The organism is Flavobacterium sp. Root420 (assembly GCF_001427905.1).
Taxonomy (GTDB): Bacteria; Bacteroidota; Bacteroidia; order Flavobacteriales; family Flavobacteriaceae; genus Flavobacterium.
This window is the reverse complement of the sequence record NZ_LMEF01000029.1, coordinates 606,768-626,330: the sequence shown is the minus strand read 5'-3', so window position 1 is coordinate 626,330 and position 19,563 is coordinate 606,768. Positions and strand designations below refer to the sequence as shown.

Annotated in this window: 9 protein-coding genes; 6 read left to right on the top strand and 3 right to left on the bottom strand. The window is 35.0% G+C overall.

The window, feature by feature from the left end; genetic code table 11:
- The first annotated feature begins 31 nt into the window (after window positions 1-31).
- The 3 genes from ASC72_RS24145 to ASC72_RS16855 are packed head-to-tail and all read left to right on the top strand — an operon-like array spanning window position 32 to window position 991.
- Window positions 32-172: a hypothetical protein gene (locus ASC72_RS24145; RefSeq protein ID WP_157849289.1), complete on the top strand. Its 141-nt coding sequence runs from the start codon at window positions 32-34 to the stop codon at window positions 170-172.
- 25 nt (window positions 173-197) lie between these two features.
- Window positions 198-659, top strand: coding sequence for a hypothetical protein (locus ASC72_RS16860; RefSeq protein WP_056193232.1), 462 nt, complete (start codon window positions 198-200; stop codon window positions 657-659).
- 32 nt (window positions 660-691) lie between these two features.
- Window positions 692-991: a hypothetical protein gene (locus tag ASC72_RS16855; protein ID WP_056193229.1), complete on the top strand. Its 300-nt coding sequence runs from the start codon at window positions 692-694 to the stop codon at window positions 989-991.
- Window positions 992-1,653: 662 nt separating this feature from the next.
- Here ASC72_RS16855 and ASC72_RS16850 read toward each other — a convergent pair.
- Window positions 1,654-2,883: a PQQ-dependent sugar dehydrogenase gene (locus tag ASC72_RS16850; protein ID WP_056193225.1), complete on the bottom strand. Its 1,230-nt coding sequence runs from the start codon at window positions 2,881-2,883 to the stop codon at window positions 1,654-1,656.
- Between the two features lie 465 nt (window positions 2,884-3,348).
- Between ASC72_RS16850 and ligD the strand changes: the two genes are divergently transcribed.
- Complete coding sequence (ligD, locus tag ASC72_RS16845) at window positions 3,349-5,901, top strand: DNA ligase D (protein ID WP_056193222.1); 2,553 nt, start codon at window positions 3,349-3,351, stop codon at window positions 5,899-5,901.
- Here ligD and ASC72_RS16840 read toward each other — a convergent pair.
- The gene (locus ASC72_RS16840) at window positions 5,898-6,677 is read right to left on the bottom strand and encodes a Ku protein (protein ID WP_056193219.1); all 780 of its coding nucleotides are present in this window, start codon (window positions 6,675-6,677) and stop codon (window positions 5,898-5,900) included. The genes ligD and ASC72_RS16840 overlap by 4 nt on opposite strands.
- Window positions 6,678-6,865: 188 nt before the next feature.
- On the opposite strand from ASC72_RS16840, the gene ASC72_RS16835 reads away from it, so the two are divergent.
- Complete coding sequence (locus ASC72_RS16835; RefSeq protein ID WP_056193215.1) at window positions 6,866-7,675, top strand: mechanosensitive ion channel family protein; 810 nt, start codon at window positions 6,866-6,868, stop codon at window positions 7,673-7,675.
- Window positions 7,676-7,738: 63 nt separating this feature from the next.
- Here ASC72_RS16835 and ASC72_RS16830 read toward each other — a convergent pair whose 3' ends face one another.
- Window positions 7,739-16,756: a gliding motility-associated C-terminal domain-containing protein gene (locus ASC72_RS16830; RefSeq protein ID WP_056193212.1), complete on the bottom strand. Its 9,018-nt coding sequence runs from the start codon at window positions 16,754-16,756 to the stop codon at window positions 7,739-7,741.
- 597 nt (window positions 16,757-17,353) lie between these two features.
- Between ASC72_RS16830 and ASC72_RS16825 the strand changes: the two genes are divergently transcribed.
- Complete coding sequence (locus tag ASC72_RS16825) at window positions 17,354-19,543, top strand: tetratricopeptide repeat-containing sensor histidine kinase (protein WP_056193209.1); 2,190 nt, start codon at window positions 17,354-17,356, stop codon at window positions 19,541-19,543.
- Window positions 19,544-19,563 lie beyond the last annotated feature (20 nt).

The window sequence follows — 19,563 nt, the reverse complement described above, 5'->3', positions numbered from 1 at the left end:
ACCTATTTATTAATTAAAACTAATTATTATCATGAACACTTCAAATCAAAAAAGCAGCAGCACTACAAGTGCAAAAACTTCAGATAGAAAATCTGATGCTAAAGGAAGTACTTCAAAAAGTAGTACAAAATCAAATACCGCTGATAAAAAATCAGCTTCGAAAAAAAATTAATTTTTTTTAAACAAAAAACTCAAATATGAGAACAGAAAATCCGGAAAATTACGGTCAGCCTGACCGTGATTTTCATTTTAGCGAATCAGCAGTTACAAATCCTCAGGTAGATGAAAATTCTAGTTATGTTGATCAATACGAAAGCAATAAAACCGACACTGATTATGATCCTAATGAGGAAATCGTTAATGAAGAAGATTCGATCACAAACGATCAGGATAATTTAGACCAGGAATTTTTAGACGCCTTAGAAGAAGATCGGGAAGAAGAAACATACGATGATCAAAATAATCTTGACAAAGGCGATCCAAATGCTTATGATGACGGAAATCCGGATATCGATGATCTCTATGAAAACGAAGATGCAGATGATAATGATCTTGCAGACAATAATCTTAATGATCTGGAAGGCGATCATCTTAATAATCCGGATCTGGACAGAGAAGAACAGAATATCGGTAATAAAGATTCGTCAAAAGTTGATTAAACAAACTATTTCTAACTTATAAGTCTAAAATCATGGAAAATATTTTTAATCCCGAAAACATGGGCAATATTGGAGAAACCTTAGAAAATAAATTTTCAGGCCTTTCATCAAACACGTTCCTTTGTGCCGGAGCCGGCTCTTTGTTTCTGGCTGCAACTTTAAAACTGGCAGGAAAAGGTCTAGCCAGTTCACTCTTTGCAAAAGGCGCTATTCCGTTACTAGCCATCGGATGTTATAAGAAGTATTCAGATTCTCCTGTTTCTAAAACCAATGAAAATAAGGAAGAAGAAAAAGAAAACCAAATAGATAATGATCCAATTGCGAGTACTTAATAATAATTGATGTGTTTCATGTATTTTCAAATAATCAATGACAATAGATGAAACACATTCATTTAAGTATTCAAAAAGTAACCTGGTATGGATCTTTATATTATTCTTCAGATAATAATAGTTTCAATTGCCGCAACATCGGCTATGACCTTATTTAGTTATGCAGTTTCAGCAAGCTTTAGAGAATTATTCAAAGAGCCTCTATTGCTAAATTACTTCTTGCATAATTGGGGAATTAATCTCTCAAATGCTTCCAAAAACACGTTGAGTTGGTTGTTTCATTATGGTATCGGGCTAATTTTTGTAACTGTATATCATTATTTATGGGCACAAAATATATTAACAATTATCCTTTTCAGATGCTTTTTTATTAGGTGTTGTAAGCGGTATTATAAGTATCATCAGTTGGATGATTTTTTTTAAGATATCACACTACCAACCTCCCATTAATTTTAGAGGCTTTTATATACAATTATTTGCTGCACATATTATTTTTGCCTTTACAGCTACTGCAGTTTATGCTATTTCCTTAACTATCGCTTTGTTAACTAATGCTTATTTAGCCCCAAAGTGACTACAAAAATTCAAAAAAATTCACACTAATTGATACAACAAAAAATGGCACTTAAAAAGCGCCATTTCTGTTTTTATATGATTCAGTATTATTTCTTGTCAATTTTGTAAAGTCGGCCCTGATCTGTAACTGCATATAACGCACCATCATTTCCTTGTGTAATATCTCTAAAACGTTGTCCTTCGCCGGCAAGAAGTCTTTCTTCTCCAATCACTTTATTATTTTCTATAGCCAGGCGAACAATATGCATACCACTTAATGCCCCAATAAAAAGGTTGTTTTGCCATTCAGGAACACGATTTCCGGTGTAAAAAGTCATTCCGCTAGGAGATACCACAGGATCCCAATAATAAACAGGTTGTTCCATACCGTCTTGTTTTTGAATTCCTGCTCCAACTTTTTCCCCGCTGTATTCGATTCCGTATGTAATAGTTGGCCAACCATAATTAGCACCTGCTTTCAGACGGTTAATTTCATCGCCACCTCTTGGTCCGTGTTCAGACAGCCAGATTTCGTTGGTAACGGGATTAATTGCCAATCCTTGCGGATTCCTGTGACCAATAGAATATAACTCCGGTAAAGCTCCGGCTTGCGTAAAAGTTGGATTTCCTGCTGCCGCTTGTCCGTTTTTAGTTATCCTGATTACTTTTCCCAATGCTGCTGTAACAGATTGTGCCAATGGTCTGGTTTGTAATACAGAGCGTTCTCCTGTACTTACAATCAAATTTCCTGTTTGGTCAAAAAGTATACGCCCACCATAATGTAAATCACTTGGATTTGCAGGATTAGCGCGATAAATTACAACTGCCCCTTCTATTGTTTTTTCATCTGCAGATAATTTTCCTTTGGCAACTGAAGTTTGATTTCCTCCTGTTGATGCTTCAGAAAAAACCCAGTAAATCATTCGGTTTGACGAAAATTCAGGATCAAGACATAATCCTAACAATCCTCCCTGCCCTGCCGGATTTACAGTTGGAATACCTGTAATTGGAGCACTTACCTCTCCGGCAACAGTAACAATACGCATCGTTCCTGCCTTTTGGGTAATCAGTAACCTTCCATCGGGAAGACTTTTAACACCCCAGGGAGCAGTTAGTGCTGAAGTAATAACTTTTCCTTCGTAACTGGTATTGGTTTGCAAACCGCCAATTCGTGTTTGTCCTGAAAAAGCAGGAGTATAAGTTGTATTAGCCGGATTATTTTCTACCGGACTAGTAGGAGTTCCCGGATCTGGATTTGTAGCAGGATTATCGTTAGAGCAGCTACATGCAATTAGTAAAGCGCTCGAAAAAACAGCAATATAGTTAAAGTGTCGCATTGTATTTAGTAGGTTAAAGGTTAATATTAAATTAATTCGTTAAAATTTCAGACGAAGTTCTAAAATAAAATATAGAAAATCTTACATAATTAATCGTAGAACTTATACAATTTATTGTAAGTCAATGTAAATACTTTATCAGAACGTTTCCCAACGGTTGAAACGTTTTAAACAAATCTGTGCAAAATCAATTATAGCCTAAGGTTGAAAGCTTGGGAGACAATATCTGGTCATTGTGAATATTTGGATCTCAACCGTTGAACCATTAGTTATGTTTAACGGATTATTTGCAATAAAATCTGATAATTATGAAATCGTTAGACAGAATCTTATAAAAAAATTCCTCTTTTTCAATTCTATATTTGTTGTTATAACCAGCATAATAATCATTTAAAATTTTAAGCTATTATTTTTTTTATAGTTTGAGCCAGTTCACTCATTTTCCTAACTCCTCAATTCTAACCTATGTCACTTTCCAAATACAATAAAAAAAGAGATTTTAAACAAACACAGGAACCCAAAGGCAAAGTTGAAAAATCAGTAAATAAATTGATTTTTGTGGTGCAAAAGCATGCAGCTTCACATTTACATTATGACTTTAGGCTGGAAATGGATGGAGTTCTTAAAAGTTGGGCGGTTCCAAAAGGACCTTCGATGGATCCTGACGTTAAGCGTCTCGCTATGATGGTTGAAGATCACCCCTACAGTTATAAAGATTTTGAAGGTACTATTCCGGCTGGAAATTACGGTGCCGGAAATGTCATTGTATGGGATAAAGGAACTTATACCCCATCAGAAAAAACAACAACACCTGAAAAAACGTTATTGGTAAACTTAAAAAAAGGCCGTTTGAGTTTTATTCTTACTGGCGAAAAACTTAAAGGTGAATTTTCATTGGTAAAATTAAATGGAAAACAGGAAAATGCCTGGTTATTAATCAAGAAAAATGATAAATATGTCAACGATAATGACATATTGCAAAAAGATAAATCGGTTATTTCTAAAAGAACGTTAGATGAATTGGGAGAAAAAGCTACTAAAAACGAAGTAGTTCCGGATTCCAACGAGGAAAAGCAAACCGAAAAAACAGTTAAAAAGTCTGGTAAACCTGCTGAATTCATTAAACCGATGTTAGCCACAATTACGGATAAGGCATTTGATAGTGAAGATTGGATATTTGAAAATAAGTATGATGGTTACAGGACTATTGCGGTCATCAACCCAAATGATGATGTTGAATTATACAGTAGAAATGAAATCTCTTTCAATACTAATTTTAAACCTATTGCAGAAGAATTAAAAAAAATTGACCATGCAGTTGTGTTGGATGGAGAAATTGTGGTTGAAGACGAAAAAGGCAAAGCAAGTTTTCAATTGCTTCAAAATTACCTTAAAACAGGTTTTGGAAATTTAAAATATTATGTATTTGATTTGCTGAATTTAGACGGAAATCTTGTTACCAAATTGTCTACTCTGGACCGAAAAGAACTATTGAAAATTTTATTTAATAAATATAATTTTTCAAATATTATTTATGCCGACCATACTATTGGGGACGGGATAAAACAATTTGAACTCGCTAGCAAAAAAACAGAAGAAGGTATTGTTGCAAAAAAAGCAAACAGCATCTACCTATCTGACAAACGCAGTCATGACTGGCTTAAAATTAAAACCGCCAATCAGGAAGAAGCAATTATCATAGGAATTACAGAGCCAAAGAATTCCAGAAAACATTTTGGAGCCATTTTGATGGCGCAATATTATGGAAAAAGACTTCAGTATATTGGAAAATGCGGAACCGGTTTTACAGAACAAATACTTGAGGAATTGTACACTAAATTACAGCCGTATTTTATAGCCGAATCTCCTTTGGGCGAAAAAACGGGGCTACGAGATATCATTCAATGGGTAAAACCAAAATTAGTTTGCCAAATAAAATTTTCTGAATGGACAGATGATAAACGACTCAGACATCCTGTCTATCTTGGTTTGAGAATAGACAAAAAACCCAATGAAGTTTTTTTACCAACGGATATTAAAAATCCAACTGAACTAAAAGAAGAAGAAAAAATGGAGGATACTAAAAAAAATAAAACAGAGGATGATTTTGATTTAAAAGTGGGCAAAACGGTACTTCATCTAACCAATCAGAATAAAATTTATTTTCCTGATGATAAAATTACCAAAGGAGATATTATTCAGTATTATAATGAAGTTGCTGATTTGATGCTTCCCTATTTAAAAAACAGACCACAATCGATGAATCGTTTTCCTAACGGAATTGACGGCACTAGTTTTTATCAAAAAGAAGTGGATGTAGAAAAAAGTCCGTCCTGGTTAAAAACAGAAAAAATATTCTCTGAATCGAATGATGCTGATATAAACTACCTTATTTGCAACAATAAAGAAACCTTGCTTTATATGGCCAATTTAGGCTGCATTGAAATCAATCCGTGGAATTCTACCATTCAGCATATTGATAATCCGGATTGGCTTGTGATTGATATTGACCCTGACAACCAAGATTTTACCGAAGTTGTAAAAACTGCTTTAACCGTAAAAGAAGTCATGGATGAATTGGAAACCGACTGTTTGTGCAAAACTTCGGGTGCTTCTGGCTTACATGTCTATATTCCGTTAGGGGCGCAATACGATTACGATTCAACAAAGATTTTAGCCGAATTAATAGCCAAAGAAGTGCAATCACGTTTACCCGATACAACAACCATAGAACGCAGCATCAAAAAAAGAGATCGTAAAATTTATATTGATTTTTTACAAAACAGACGTGCTCAAACTTTGGCAGCGCCGTACTCCGTTCGTCCTAAACCTGGCGCAACAGTTTCTACTCCTCTAGAATGGAGTGAAGTAAATGACAATTTGCATCCATCGCAATTTACCATAAAAAATGTCTTGCAACGTTTTGATAAAAAAGGTGATTTATGGAAACCAATTTTAGAGAAAGGAGCCAATGTTAAGAAGATCATTAAAAAAATTGAAGATCACGACAAAGGCTAAGAAGACTTTTTCTTTTTAGTATCTAAACTTGCTTTTAGCATTTCCATAAGATTATCAGATTGTTTATGAACCACCTTAAATTCTGCCGGTTTTTTGGTTACTTTTCCTTTGGCTTTCTTTTTAATGATATCCAAAAGTTTCGCGGTATATTCATCCTTAAAACTACTGATATCAAATTTTTCAGTAAGCTGATCAATTAATTTTTCAGCCATATTAATTTCTTTCGCGCTGGTTTTAGCCACCGGAGGAAGTTTTAATTCGGATGGATCTCTAATTTCCTGTTCAAATCGGATTCGGTTTAAAACAATAACATTTTTATAAGGCTTTAAAATAGCAAGACCTTCTTTATTACGCAAAACAAAACTGGTAACACCCACTTTGCCAGAAGATGCAAGTGCATCACGAAGTAAGCCATACGCTTTCATTGCGCCTTTGTCAGGTTCCAGAAAATAAGGCTGTTCATAATAAATACTGTCAATCTCTTTTTCAGATACAAAACTTTGAATATCAATAGTTTTTGTTTTGACTGCATCTGCAGCCTGAAAATCTTCTTCTTCCAGTATTACATATTTGTCTTCTATTTTGTAGCCTTTAATGATATTTCCATATGCTACTTCTTTACCCGTACTTTCATTAAATCTTTTAAAAGTAATGTTCGAATGATCTTTTGAATCCAGCATATCCAAATCGAGATTACTTTCCTGTACAGCTGAAAATAATTTTACAGGAATATTTATTAAACCAAAACTGATTGAACCTGTCCATATTGATCTCATGATTTCACGATTTAAAAATTAAGCTTAAAATTAACTCAGAGCGCAGATTATCTTTTATAGGATCTCCAGAATCTTTTATAAAATACCGAGTCGGTCAAACGCTAAAATTTTATAAGATTTTTGATTTTTTCTATAATTCGTGCTTTTTGAATAAAACGTAAATTTATTTTTCATGAAAAATTATCATTATGGAAAATTTTATTCAGGACATTTTTAAGCATGTAGAAAATTATTATTACAGCCTTGTCGATTTGACTCCAAAATTATTACTGGCTATACTTACCCTGCTCCTATCCTGGTTTATTGCCACCAGAATCGGACTCTTTGCAGACCTCAGGTTAAAGCGAAAAATGGACGATCCTTTGCTTGCAACCTTTATTGCCCGATTGATTAAATATATTCTTTTGATTATCGGCTTATTATTCATGTTCCGAATTATTGGCCTTACCGGAGTTGCTCAAAGTATTTTAGCCGGAGCCGGAATTTCTGCTTTTATCATCGGTTTTGCCCTTAAGGATATTGGAGAAAATTTTCTCGCCGGAATTCTTCTTGCTTTTAAAAGACCTTTTTCAATAGGAGATATTATTGAAAGCAATGGTGTAAAAGGTGAAGTTATTACCTTAAACCTGCGTGATACCGAAATCAAAAGCGATAACAAAATCATTTATATTCCGAATGCCTTACTTATTAAAAGCACTTTAATCAACTATAGTAGTGGCGGTTTTTTGTTGCAATCTTTTACAGTTGGCCTGGAATATGGATCAGATTATGACCGTGCTATTTCATTGGTAAAGGAAGTACTTAAACAAAATGACAAAGTAAGCGACAAAGATCATGATGATGCCGTCGCTATAACCGATGTCACTGCTGCAATTGTACAGTTGAACATTCGTTATTGGGAAGAAACAAGCGTCAGGAAAAATGATTCAGAAAACCGTTCTAAAATTATAGCTGAGGTTCTGAATACCTTGAAAGAGAATGGATTTGTGCTGAAATAAAAAAAGGCTATCGGAATAAATAGCCTTTTCCTGAATTCTCTGCATTAAAATTTTATATTCTCATTAATTCTTCCCGGACATATATAAATATCCAGTTTTACTTACTGGTTCATTCAGATATGTGGTGTAAGTGATGACATAGAAATAAGTTCCGTCCGACAATCCTTTTTGCTTATTGATAGTGGCTCTTCCTTCAGAAATACCTCTAAAGGCTACTGCATTATTATCATAGTTATAAGCATCATAAACCAGAACTCCCCAACGGTCATAAATTTGTACATATGCGTTAGCATAACATTCGATGCCATCTATTTTAAAGAGCTCGTTTTGACCATCACCATCTGGAGAAAAAGCATTGTGAATCGTGACTTTACAAGCGTTTAAAGCAAGAACCGTAGGGTTATCTTCTGAAATAAAGTTGTCATCAGAAAGATCTTTTACTGTTAATCCATTAGCGCTTAAGGCAGTAACCTCAGCCTGATTTTCTACAAGACCTGCATCAAGATCAGCTGCAGTTAGTACATAGTTGCCAACAAAAGCAGTGGTATTACTTTCTTCTTGTTTCAGACTAATCGAATTTCCTGAAATCGCAACTCCGGGTTTAGGATCTTTTACAACAATGTTTGCTAAGTCAACATTTCCGGTATTGGTAATTGCAAAGCGGTAAGTCAAGGTCTCTCCTATTTCTGCATAACCATTTTTGTTTTCATCATTAAATAGTGCTGTTTTAACCAGGGCTATTGCAGGTCGTAGAGTCAAATCAATAACGGTCGGATCATCATCGCCGGCCAGTGTCGGATCAGTACTGTCTGAAACAGCTGTAACAGGTTTTCCCTGTGGATCATCACCAATCGCAAGAGCGGTATTTATTACTTCTCCATTTGCAACATCGCTTGCTTTTACAGTGTAAGAAGCCGTCGCTATTGCTGTTGCACCAGGTGCCAACGTACTTGGTGTTGCCGGTATTGAAGTTGTAGTCAACATCGGGTCTGTTATTGTAACATTTGTAAGAGGCACGTTTCCTGTATTTTTAACAGTAAAACTATAATTTATTAAAGAACCAGCGTCTCCGTTTCCAGTTAATTGTGCTCCTTTAATTAATGTTAAATCTTTAAACTGAATAACGGGTGTTACCGTTGGATCATCATTACCAATAAGTCTCGGATCATTGCTGTCTGATAAATCCTGAATGGCAGTTCCGACGGCAGGCTGAGCTCTAACCAAAGCCTGATTGACAACAAATCCTGCATTGATATCAGCCTGTGTTATCACATAAGTTCCCGTATAATTGGTTGTATTAAACTGTCCTGCGGCTAATGTCCCAATTGAAGTTCCGGTAATAATTGCTTTTGGATCTGTAACCGTAACATTAGTCAAATCTATGGTTCCTGTATTTGTAATGCGGAATGAATAGCGAATTGATTCTCCGGGTTGTGCGTAACCATCGCCATTAGTATCAGAGAAAACACCTTGTTTAACCAATGTAATTCCAGGTTGCAAAACCGAGATTTTAATGATCGCCTGATCACAATTTACGGCATTCAGATTTTCACAAATTCCATAAACAATAGTATATACTCCCGATGGTGTACCGGCCGGAACACTTACCAAACCTGTTGTTGCATTCAGTATCGGAACTACTGCTCCGGAAATAGGATTCGCAGGAGACAAAACCGTTATTTTAACCTGAGATAAAGTTGGTGCGATGTTCTCTACTAAATCATTCGTTAAAACATTTACCACATTGGCAGCTCCGTCTAAACCATTGATTCCGGTTGTGGCATCGTCATTGGCAATAATTGGTCCTGAAATAACCGTTAAAAGAATATCTGCCTGACGGCAGTTTATTGGATTTAAATTCTCGCAAATAGAATAACGAATGGTATACGTTCCGCTTGATGTGCCTGCCGGAACATTTACCTGCCCTGAAACAATATCTAATGTTGGTACTGGGCCAGCATTAATTGATATCGCTTGTGTTACAACTCCTATTGTAATTTCAGACAATAGCATTGCAACTCCATTTAGTTTATCATTGGTAATGGCATTTACAACATTCGCCTGACCGTTAAAACCATTTATGTTTAATACAGTATCATTATTGGCTTCAATTGCCGTTGCAGTAACAATAACAAATACTGTAGCGTCATCAAAATTTGACGGATTTAAATTCTCTGCAATCCTGTATTGAATCGTATATAATCCAGCAGGAGTTTGCGGAGGAACATTTATGATTCCGGTTGCAGGATCTAAAACAGGAATATTTGGGTTTCCGTTAATAGGATCTGCCGGATCTAAAATTGTAATGGTGATTTGGCTACTATTTATAGCGACCACTTTTGCTTTTTTAGCATCAATTGAAGAATCGTTAAAAGTATCATTGTCTAAAACATTTAATGCATTTGGATTTCCTGTATAACCGTTAACAGTGATATTATGATCATTATTAGCAATTATTTTAGCTGCATGTACCACAACAATACTATTTGCTTCGCTACAATTTGTTGGATTCAGTTTTTCGCAAATATTATAATGAATGGTATACACTCCCGCTGAAGTTCCTGCAGGTACATCTATACTTCCTGTTTGGGTATTGAGAACCGGAATCGGATTTCCTGCAACATAATCTCTCGGAGTTGTGGTATTTAATGAATTAATATTTATTTGCGTCAATTGAACTGTAGCTGCGTTTAGCGAGTCGTTTGCAATTGCATTTATAACATTGCCTGCACCTATATACCCGTTAACATTGGCTGTTGTGTCATCAACAGCAAGAATTGGTGTTCCAATAATTGTGATATAGACAGTTGCATCATTACAATTGACTGGATTTAGATTTTCGCAGATATGATACTTAATCTCATAATTTCCTGCCGGAGTGCCTGCCAGAATATGTACTTTTCCAGTTAAAGGATCAAATATTGGAACTGGCCCGTTATTAATTGGCGTTGCGACACCATCAACTATGATAGTAATATTGCTTAAACTGATTGGCGCCCCGTTAAGTGTATCATTTGCCAAAACATCGATCGCATTATTTGTTGCAATATAACCGCTACTATTTGCCAGAATATCATCGTTGGCTTCTATAACAAGTGGATCAACTACAATTGTAACAGTAGCTATATCATTATTGCTCATGGTTGATACTTCCCGAAGCGTGTATGTAATTGTATAGACTCCCGGAGTTGTGCCTGCCGCTACATTAACAACACCTGTTGCGGGGTCTAATACTGGTAGTGCTCCCCCGTTTATTGCTATTGCCGGAATAACATTGGTAATAAGTACAGCTGCCGGATTAACTAAAACTCCGTTCAAAGTATCATTATCTAAAACATTAATAGCATTTGTTGTTCCAACAAATCCATTGATTCCAGAAGTTGTATCATTAACTGCGTCTATTGGTGCAGGAACCACTCTAATTTTAATCACAGCTTCATCACAATTAAATGGATTTAATTTGCCACAAATTTTATAAACAATAAAGTATTCTCCCGCATGCGTACCTGATGGAACATCTATATTTCCTGTCACACTATTAAATACAGGAACCGGAGCCCCGTTGATAGTACCTGGTCCGGAAACTAATGTACCTCCGGAATTCAAAATTGTGATAGGATTGCCATCTAAAGTATCATTATCATAAGCGTTTAATGCATTATTTGCTCCTGTACTTCCGTTAATATTATCTACAAAATCATCACTTGCAACAATTGGCGGCACTACTACAAGAACCGTGATAGTTGCTTCATCACAATTTAAAGGATTGAGCCTGTCACAGATTACATATTTAATTTGATAAGTTCCCGCGGGAGTTCGTGGCGGAATAGTAACTAGTCCGGTTGCAGGCAGGAAGAAAGGAACTACACCTCCATCAATTGGTGTTGCAGGAGATATAATAGTGCTTTTTACTAAATTAATATCACTTAAAAATGCTCCGTTATAGCTGTCATTGCTGGTCAGAGCATTCACTACTTCTGGAGCACCTGGAAAACCCTCAACGTTAGAAATTAAATCATCTTCGGCTTTAATTTGAGGCGCCTCTACAATAACTACAATTATTGCCTGGTTACAATTGCCCGAATTTAATTTTTCGCAAATTTTGTATTGAATTGTATAAGTTCCTGCCGACGTTCCAGCAGGAACGTTAACATTTCCGGTAGACAAATCTAATACCGGCACAATTCCATTTGTTGAAGTTGCCGGTACTATTGTGTTTATGGAATGAATATCAATTTGAAGTGTTTGAACTGGCACACCATTAAGCTGATCATTTGTTAGCGCATTAACAACATTGTAAGCTCCTGTATATCCGTTAGTATTACTCGAAAAATCATTGTTGGCATCAATTATTGTTGCCGATACATTCAGGCTAATAGCTGCTTCACTGCAATTTGAAGGGTTTAATTTTTCGCAAATTCTGTAATGAATGGTATAATTTCCTTCTGATGTTCCAGCTGGTACATCTACATTTCCTGTTAGTGCATTCAGTACCGGAATTGGATTTCCTGAAACATAATCTGCAGGCGTTGTTGTACTAAGTGGTGTAATATCAATTTTAATTAATGGAATATCCATTCTGTTTAATCTGTCATTTGTAATAGCATTTATTACATCATTTGCTCCATTACATCCATCAATATTAGTCACAGAATCATTATTAGCAATAATACCTGGAGCTGTAACTGCGATCGTTATGGTTGCAGTATCAAAATTTGAAAGATTCATATTCTCGTTTAAACGATAGGTAATAAAATAAGCACCTGCTGTTGTACCTTCAGGAATGCTAACATATCCGGTTGTTGCATCTAATACCGGAATTGCTCCACCATTAATAGCACTCGCCGGAATGACATTACTTATGGTTACCTGGGATGGAATTATAGCAATTCCGTTAAAAGTATCATTAGTCAAAGCATTCACCACATTTGCTGCACCTGCAAATCCATTAACCGGAATTGAAGAAATATCATCAACTGCGTCAATTGGTGCGCCAACTATATTAATAAATACAATTGCATCATTACAATTGGCAGGGTTTATTTTTTCGCAAATATGATATTTAATTTCATAATTTCCCTCAGGAGTTCCCGCCGGAACTCTTACAATACCAGTTAATGGCTGCAGGACGGGAACAAGCCCTGCGTTAATTGATTGTGCAGGAGCATCAACTGTAATAGTTACCTGATTTAAATTTGCACTTAGGCCATTTAGTGTATCATTAGTTAAAACATTTATTGCATTCACCGTTGCGATATAACCATTAATATTTGCAACCGTATCATCATTTGCTTCAATAGCTGCCGCTATAACATCTATTATTACAACTGCTATATCGCTATTGGTAAGATTTAATTTCTCAGTTAAACGATACGTTATAAAATAGCTGCCTGCCGCAGTACCCGCCGGAACATTAACATTTCCGGTTAGGGGATTTAAAATCGGAACAGGATTTCCATTTATAGAAGTGGCCGGTATCAGAACATTTATTTCAACTTCTGAAGGATTTACTACAAGACCATCTAAAGTGTCATTATCTAAAACATTTAAAGTGTTTGGATTTCCTGTAAATCCATTTACAGCTTCAAAAGGAACATCATCTTCTGCAACAATTGGAGCCGAAACAACAACAATAGTTATGACTGCATCATCACAATTGTTTGGGTTTAACTTCTCACAAATCTTGTAAACAAATTTATATTCTCCTGCAGGAGTTAACGGAGGAACACTTACACCCCCTGTTGCTGTATCAAATGACGGAATTGGGCCTCCGTTTATTGCGCTTGGACCAGATATAACAGTAGGGATTACAGTATTAAGATCAAGTGTACCTCCATTTAATAAATCATTATCATAAGCGAATAAAAGATTTGTTTTACCACTATAGCCATTTACCGCTGTTAGTAAATCATCTGTTGCGGTAATGGTAGGTGCAATTACATTTATTGTAATTATGGCATCATTACAATTGCCGTAATTAAGATTTTCACACAACTGATATTTGATCTGATATTTTCCTGCCGGAGTTCCAGCCGGAATATTCACCCTTCCGGTAGTGACAATCAATTCAGGCACAGGACCACCATTTATAGCAGCAGCCGGACTCAGAATTTTTGGTGTAATAAAACCAGCTAAACTTATATTAACAATACCTCCGTTAAAAAAATCATTGTTTTCGTAAACATTAATTACATTACCAGCTCCCTCAAAACCATTAATATTATTCACAATATCATCGTTAGCGACGAGCGGACTGGCATCTACAACAATTGCGATACTGGCATCTGAACAGTTGTTCGGATTCAATTTCTCACAAATATGGTAAGTAATAAAATAGGTCTTTGCCGGAGTTCCCTCAGGTACACTTACATTTCCTGTTGTTGTACTAAATAACGGAACGTTCGCTCCTGAATATAAAGGAAGCGCAGCAGACTCTTGCGTTATCGTTATGTCATTAAAAGTTGTGCCACTAATTAGCACATTGTTTAATTCGTCATTTTCGATCGCATTAATCGCATTCAACCGACCAAGAAACCCGTTAATATTTTCAATTTTATCATCATTCGCATCAATATGGGCTACTCCTACTGACATTACAATTCTTGCTGTATCGCAGTTTCCCGGAGCAGCCAATTCGCATATTTTATATTCTATCTCGTACATTCCCGTTACTGTCCCTGCCGGTACATCGACATTTCCTGTTGAGGTATTTAAAACAGGAACTAAAAGAACATTAGGGTCAACAGGCAAAGCTGGATGAACAACCGAAATTTGAACATTTGAGGTTGTTGCCGGTATACCAACCAGTTTATCATTTGTTAAAACATTTACAACAGCTAAATTTCCTACAGATCCATTTAATATAACAGGAACAATATCAGTTATAGCATCTATTCCACTTGTAGTTACTTGTATTATTTCTGTAGCAGCAGAGCAATTGGAAGGATTTGTATTTTCACAAATTGTATAGTTAAGTGTATAATAATCTGCAGGTGTTCCAGGTAACACAGTAATAGTGTTTGTAAGAGCATTAAATGTTAAATAACTTGAAATAGAATTTACCGTTACAGTCACATCTGCCGGGTTTAAAATTACTCCGCTTACTAAATCAGCATCTAAAATACTATGTGTTGCCGTGTTTCCTCCCGAATCTCCTGAAATGGATGCAAATATTTCAGGGACAGCACATACTCTATTGAAAATTGTAAATTCGGTATTGGGAGATATACAAGTATTTAAACCAATCTTTCTAACAGAGATCTGTTTGACACCAGATGCAAGATTGGTAAAAACATTACTTGTCTGGAAGTTAACTCCATCGATACTGTATTCGTATCCTGTTCCCAAATCGGGATTTGAAATTGATATTGTTCCATAAGCATTCTCACATGATGGCTGTTGCGTAACACTGCCTACTGGGGCTGCTGCTTTATCAGACACATTCAAGGTAACCAGATTTGAAATGGTACGGCAAGCTGCTTGCGATTGAGAGATTAAAACCCTAAAATATCTATTTCCTGCTGTTGCGTAAGTTGGTGTTGTGTATGAGGCTGTTGTACCTCCTGTTCCTTCAGTTACATTCAAATAAGGTCCAAATGAAACTGTTGCCGTTTGCCATTGATATACTATATTTCCCGGTAAAATATTTCCGGAAGCTACTACTGTAAATGTATTGGTTTGATTAATACAAACTTTTCCATCTATAGGTTGTGTATGTATTACAGGAGATTCAAAAATATCAACTTTAGCCGGATTTGAATTGGCAACACCACAACCAACGCCTGAATCGATTGCCTTTAATCTATAAAAAGTATCCATGGTAAGCGTACCAGTTGTATAACTTGTTGTATTGGCACCTGTACCGTTAGTTACATTTGTCCATCCTGTTAATCCGTCTAATGATTTTTGCCATTGATACGTAAAATTTCCTGAACCATTTGCAGCAGCAGATGACATTGTAAAGGTTCCTCCTTCGCATATATCTCCGCCTGTTGGCTGTATTGTAATTGTTGGATCAGAAATAACAGTTGCCATAACTGTATCCGTTACAAGTGTACATTTTGGATTTAAGGACGTGATTACAGCCCGATAATATGTTGTGCCTGTTAAGCCGCCAGAAGTATAATTTGCTGTTGAACTACCTGTCCCGTCCGAAACATTAGTCCATGCTGTTGTGCCATCTGCAGAACTCTGCCATTGATACTTAAATGTTGCGGAACCTCCATTTGCGGAAGCTGTAGCAGACAGTGAAATTGTTCCTCCAACACAAATAGCAGCAGGAGTTACCGGCTCTTTAATAATACCCGGAATCATAACTACTGAAACATTTGAAGTAACAGGGACGCATCCTTGAGTAGTATCTGAAATTTCAACTACATAAAAAGTATTTTGTGTTAAAACAGGAGTTGTATACGATGCTGAATTAGCTCCCGAAATAGTAGTATAGGGACCTGCTAATATCGTAGAATTTTTCCATTGATAACTATAATTACCAGAACCTCCGCCCGCTGTTACATTTAAAGTTGCTGTTGAACCATCACAAATATTTGTTCTTAATACAGGTTGCTTAGTAATTAAAATATTGGGCAGAACAACCACCGGAGCAACAACTGAAGTTATTGTCAATTCATTTCCACTAGTTGAAACAGTTACTTTATAATAAGTCGTCTGTGCCAAAGCTGGTGTTATATATGCTGCTGATATTGCTCCGAAGACAGCTGTAAAAGTAATATTATCTGTACTGCTAAACCATTGATATAGTAAGCCTGGCGTATCGTTAGTGGCTGTTACAGATAACGTATGATTTCCCCCGGAACAAATTGTGGTTCCAAATGGCTGAACGGTAATTATTGGTTCAGGAACAACCGCTTTTACTGTACAATTTAGACCAGGCTCCTTATAAGCTGTTCCCGATAAATAAAAATAATTTGGCAGAAGCAATGGTTCTCCCTCTGGACATATAATTCTGTGTGTATTTGCATTTACGTCATTCGAAATTGTATAAATTGGTAAGATAAAAAACAGATAAATTAAAACTTTTTTAATCGTTTTAAGATCAATCAAAGAGTAAATTGATATCATAAATTCTTTGTATTAAAACTGTTTTGGTGCTTATTGCAAAAAAATGGGCAACTGTATGTAAAAAAGACAGGCGTTTAAAATTGTATATCAACGACAATTATTTATTCTAAAAAAACTTGGGGGTTCATTTTTTTAAAATAAAATTAAATTTTAGCAACGCTTTACTAATCAATTATAAGAAGCATTAAGGCTTATCTTATAAATTGAAAATTAAAAACTGACATTTTGGTGGAAGAATATAAGAGTGTAAAAAACAACTCTATTTGTTAAATATAGGAAATAAGTACTTAATAATAAAATTTCCCTCTTGCTTTTTCAACGAAAAATCTTTCGTTTTTAAATTATTGTTGGTTCTTACAGTCTAATCCCAGATATTCCAATACTTTTATTTCTTCTGGGAGATTTTAAAACAATGATAACAATGTAATCAATGGCTTAAATAAAAATTATTCGGTACAAATCTTATTTATCTAACATTTTTCTTTTAAAAAAGAGAATTTAAATGAGGTGTTTGTAGTATTTTTAAAACCTAAAACAAACCTAAACATCAAATTCACAAGCATTTAAGTATATTTTCTTGTTTTGATTGCAAATTATATGGTATATAAAAGATTATATTTCTGGATCATCTTTCTTTTCTCCATCACTGCGTCTGCGCAAATTGAAAATGAAAAAAAAGCCTTGGTACATAAAAAAAAGATTGTTTCAAAAGAAGAGAAAACAATTTCTGATCTTTATTGTTTATATAATAAAGGCGACGAGAAAAAAGCATTTGAAAAAGCTAAAATAATTTTACAATCTGCAAAAAGCAACAGGACTATTGCATGTTCTAACTTATTACTGGCTTATTATTTTAATAAGAGAGCCGTAATCGATTCATCACTTTATTATACAAAACAGGCTTTAAAATTTAATACTTCTTTAAATGATTCTCTCAAGAATAGACTTTTTTCACTGAGCTATAATTTACTAGCGATCAATTGCAAAAAACGTGGCCTTCCTGAAGAAAGTAAAAAATGGCATATTAAAGGTATTGAAACGGCTCAAAAATATCATGAAACAAACCTTTTCTATACGCACACGCATGGCTTAGCCAAAACATACAGCGATTTAGGGGATTACAATAAAGCGCTGGAACTCTTTAAAAAATGTCTTGATTACAAAGGAGATCAGGAAGTTATTTTAGGAAGTTACATTAATATGGGTGATATCTATTCTGAAATGAAGGACTATGATAATGGAAATTATTACTATAAAAAAGGGAAAATACTTTGCGACAAAATCAACAATAATCAAGCTCGAACTGCTATTTTACTTGGTTTGGGTTCCAATTATCAATTACAACACAAATCTGGTGAGGCTTTAAAAATGTATCAGGAAGCGGCAGTTATAGCCGAAAAAAACGAATTGAATCAGCTTGAAATAATAGCGCATGCTAGTATTGGTGATATTTATATTGAACAAAAAAAATATCCTGAAGCAAAACTTATTTTTTCAGAAGCATTACAAAAAGCGATTCGATATGGTCTTCTTCAAAATCAAATCTCTTTTTATGATGAACTCAAAAAAGTAGCAATTGCTCAGGAAGATTATAAAAATGCTTATGGCTGGTTAGGAAAATCAAACCAAATTAAGGATTCTATCAACAAACTTCAGCAGTTAAAAGAGATTCATGAACTAGAGGTAAAATACCAAACATCTCAAAAAGAAAAAGCTATTAAAATTTTGGAATTTGAAAATGAAACCAAAAAACTAGCACTCGAAAATCAGGCTGAAGCCATAAAAAACATGGGCCTTCAGAAAGAAATAACGGAAAGAATAAATGAAAATGCGATTTTGTTTTTCCGGAATTCATCGGATAAAAAACGAAACGAAATCTCACTTCTTAAAAAAGAAAAACAGTTAAAAATACTTGAAATTTCGCAGCAAAAAAGAACTAAAATATTTATACTAATTGCCTTCTTGTTGATATTAATTCCAACTTCTGGTCTTTTATTTCAATATCGAAAGCGTTTAAAAAGTCAGCGTTTATTAAATATAAAGCAGATAGAAATAAGTACCCAAAAACTAAACGGTATTTTAAAAGAACAGGAACTTCAACTAATCAAAGCGGCAATAAGTGGCCAGGATAAAGAACGGGAACGTATTTCGCAGGAACTACACGATAGTATTGGCGGAAATCTGGCGGCGATAAAACTACAACTCAATAGTTTAAATGCATCAAATTTAAACCGAATTGAAAACCTGAGTGCACAATTGGATGAAACCTATCAGCAGGTTCGGAATTTATCCCATAATCTGATTCCGAAAAAATTTAACCATCATAAATTCTGTGAAGTTTTAGAATCTTATCTGAACAATATAAGTGATGCCAGTAAACTAGAAATCTCATTTACAACGTATCCTAAAACCAGTATAAATGAGATGAATGAACTGGTGCAAATAGAAACATTTAAAATTGTTCAGGAACTTTTGACCAATACAATCAAACATGCAAAAGCTTCTAAGGCTGAACTACAATTAAACCTCATCGAGGATTGCTTAAATATTTTATTTGAGGATAACGGAATTGGTTTCGATACCCAAAATTATACCCGTGGAATTGGTTTTATTAATTTAGAAACCAGAGTAAAAAAATTAAACGGAACATTCTCTTTAGATTCAAAATTAGAAAGAGGTACTATTGCTAATATAGAAATTCCAACCCTTGCAGTTTCAATTAAAAAAAATACTTTAAAAGGGATTTCGGTAAAAAATCAAATAGATCAGTTGAATAAAAACGTTTAGTGAAAAAAGTATATTTTAGA

What these genes read in the sequence shown, in the direction of transcription:
- ligD (WP_056193222.1), top strand. Translation starts at nt 3,349, where the DNA reads ATGTCACTTTCCAAATACAATAAAAAAAGAGATTTTAAACAAACACAG.
- ASC72_RS16860 (WP_056193232.1), top strand. Translation starts at nt 198, where the DNA reads ATGAGAACAGAAAATCCGGAAAATTACGGTCAGCCTGACCGTGATTTT.
- ASC72_RS24145 (WP_157849289.1), top strand. Translation starts at nt 32, where the DNA reads ATGAACACTTCAAATCAAAAAAGCAGCAGCACTACAAGTGCAAAAACT.
- ASC72_RS16855 (WP_056193229.1), top strand. Translation starts at nt 692, where the DNA reads ATGGAAAATATTTTTAATCCCGAAAACATGGGCAATATTGGAGAAACC.
- ASC72_RS16830 (WP_056193212.1), bottom strand. Translation starts at nt 16,756, where the DNA reads ATGATATCAATTTACTCTTTGATTGATCTTAAAACGATTAAAAAAGTT.
- ASC72_RS16850 (WP_056193225.1), bottom strand. Translation starts at nt 2,883, where the DNA reads ATGCGACACTTTAACTATATTGCTGTTTTTTCGAGCGCTTTACTAATT.
- ASC72_RS16825 (WP_056193209.1), top strand. Translation starts at nt 17,354, where the DNA reads ATGGTATATAAAAGATTATATTTCTGGATCATCTTTCTTTTCTCCATC.
- ASC72_RS16835 (WP_056193215.1), top strand. Translation starts at nt 6,866, where the DNA reads ATGGAAAATTTTATTCAGGACATTTTTAAGCATGTAGAAAATTATTAT.
- ASC72_RS16840 (WP_056193219.1), bottom strand. Translation starts at nt 6,677, where the DNA reads ATGAGATCAATATGGACAGGTTCAATCAGTTTTGGTTTAATAAATATT.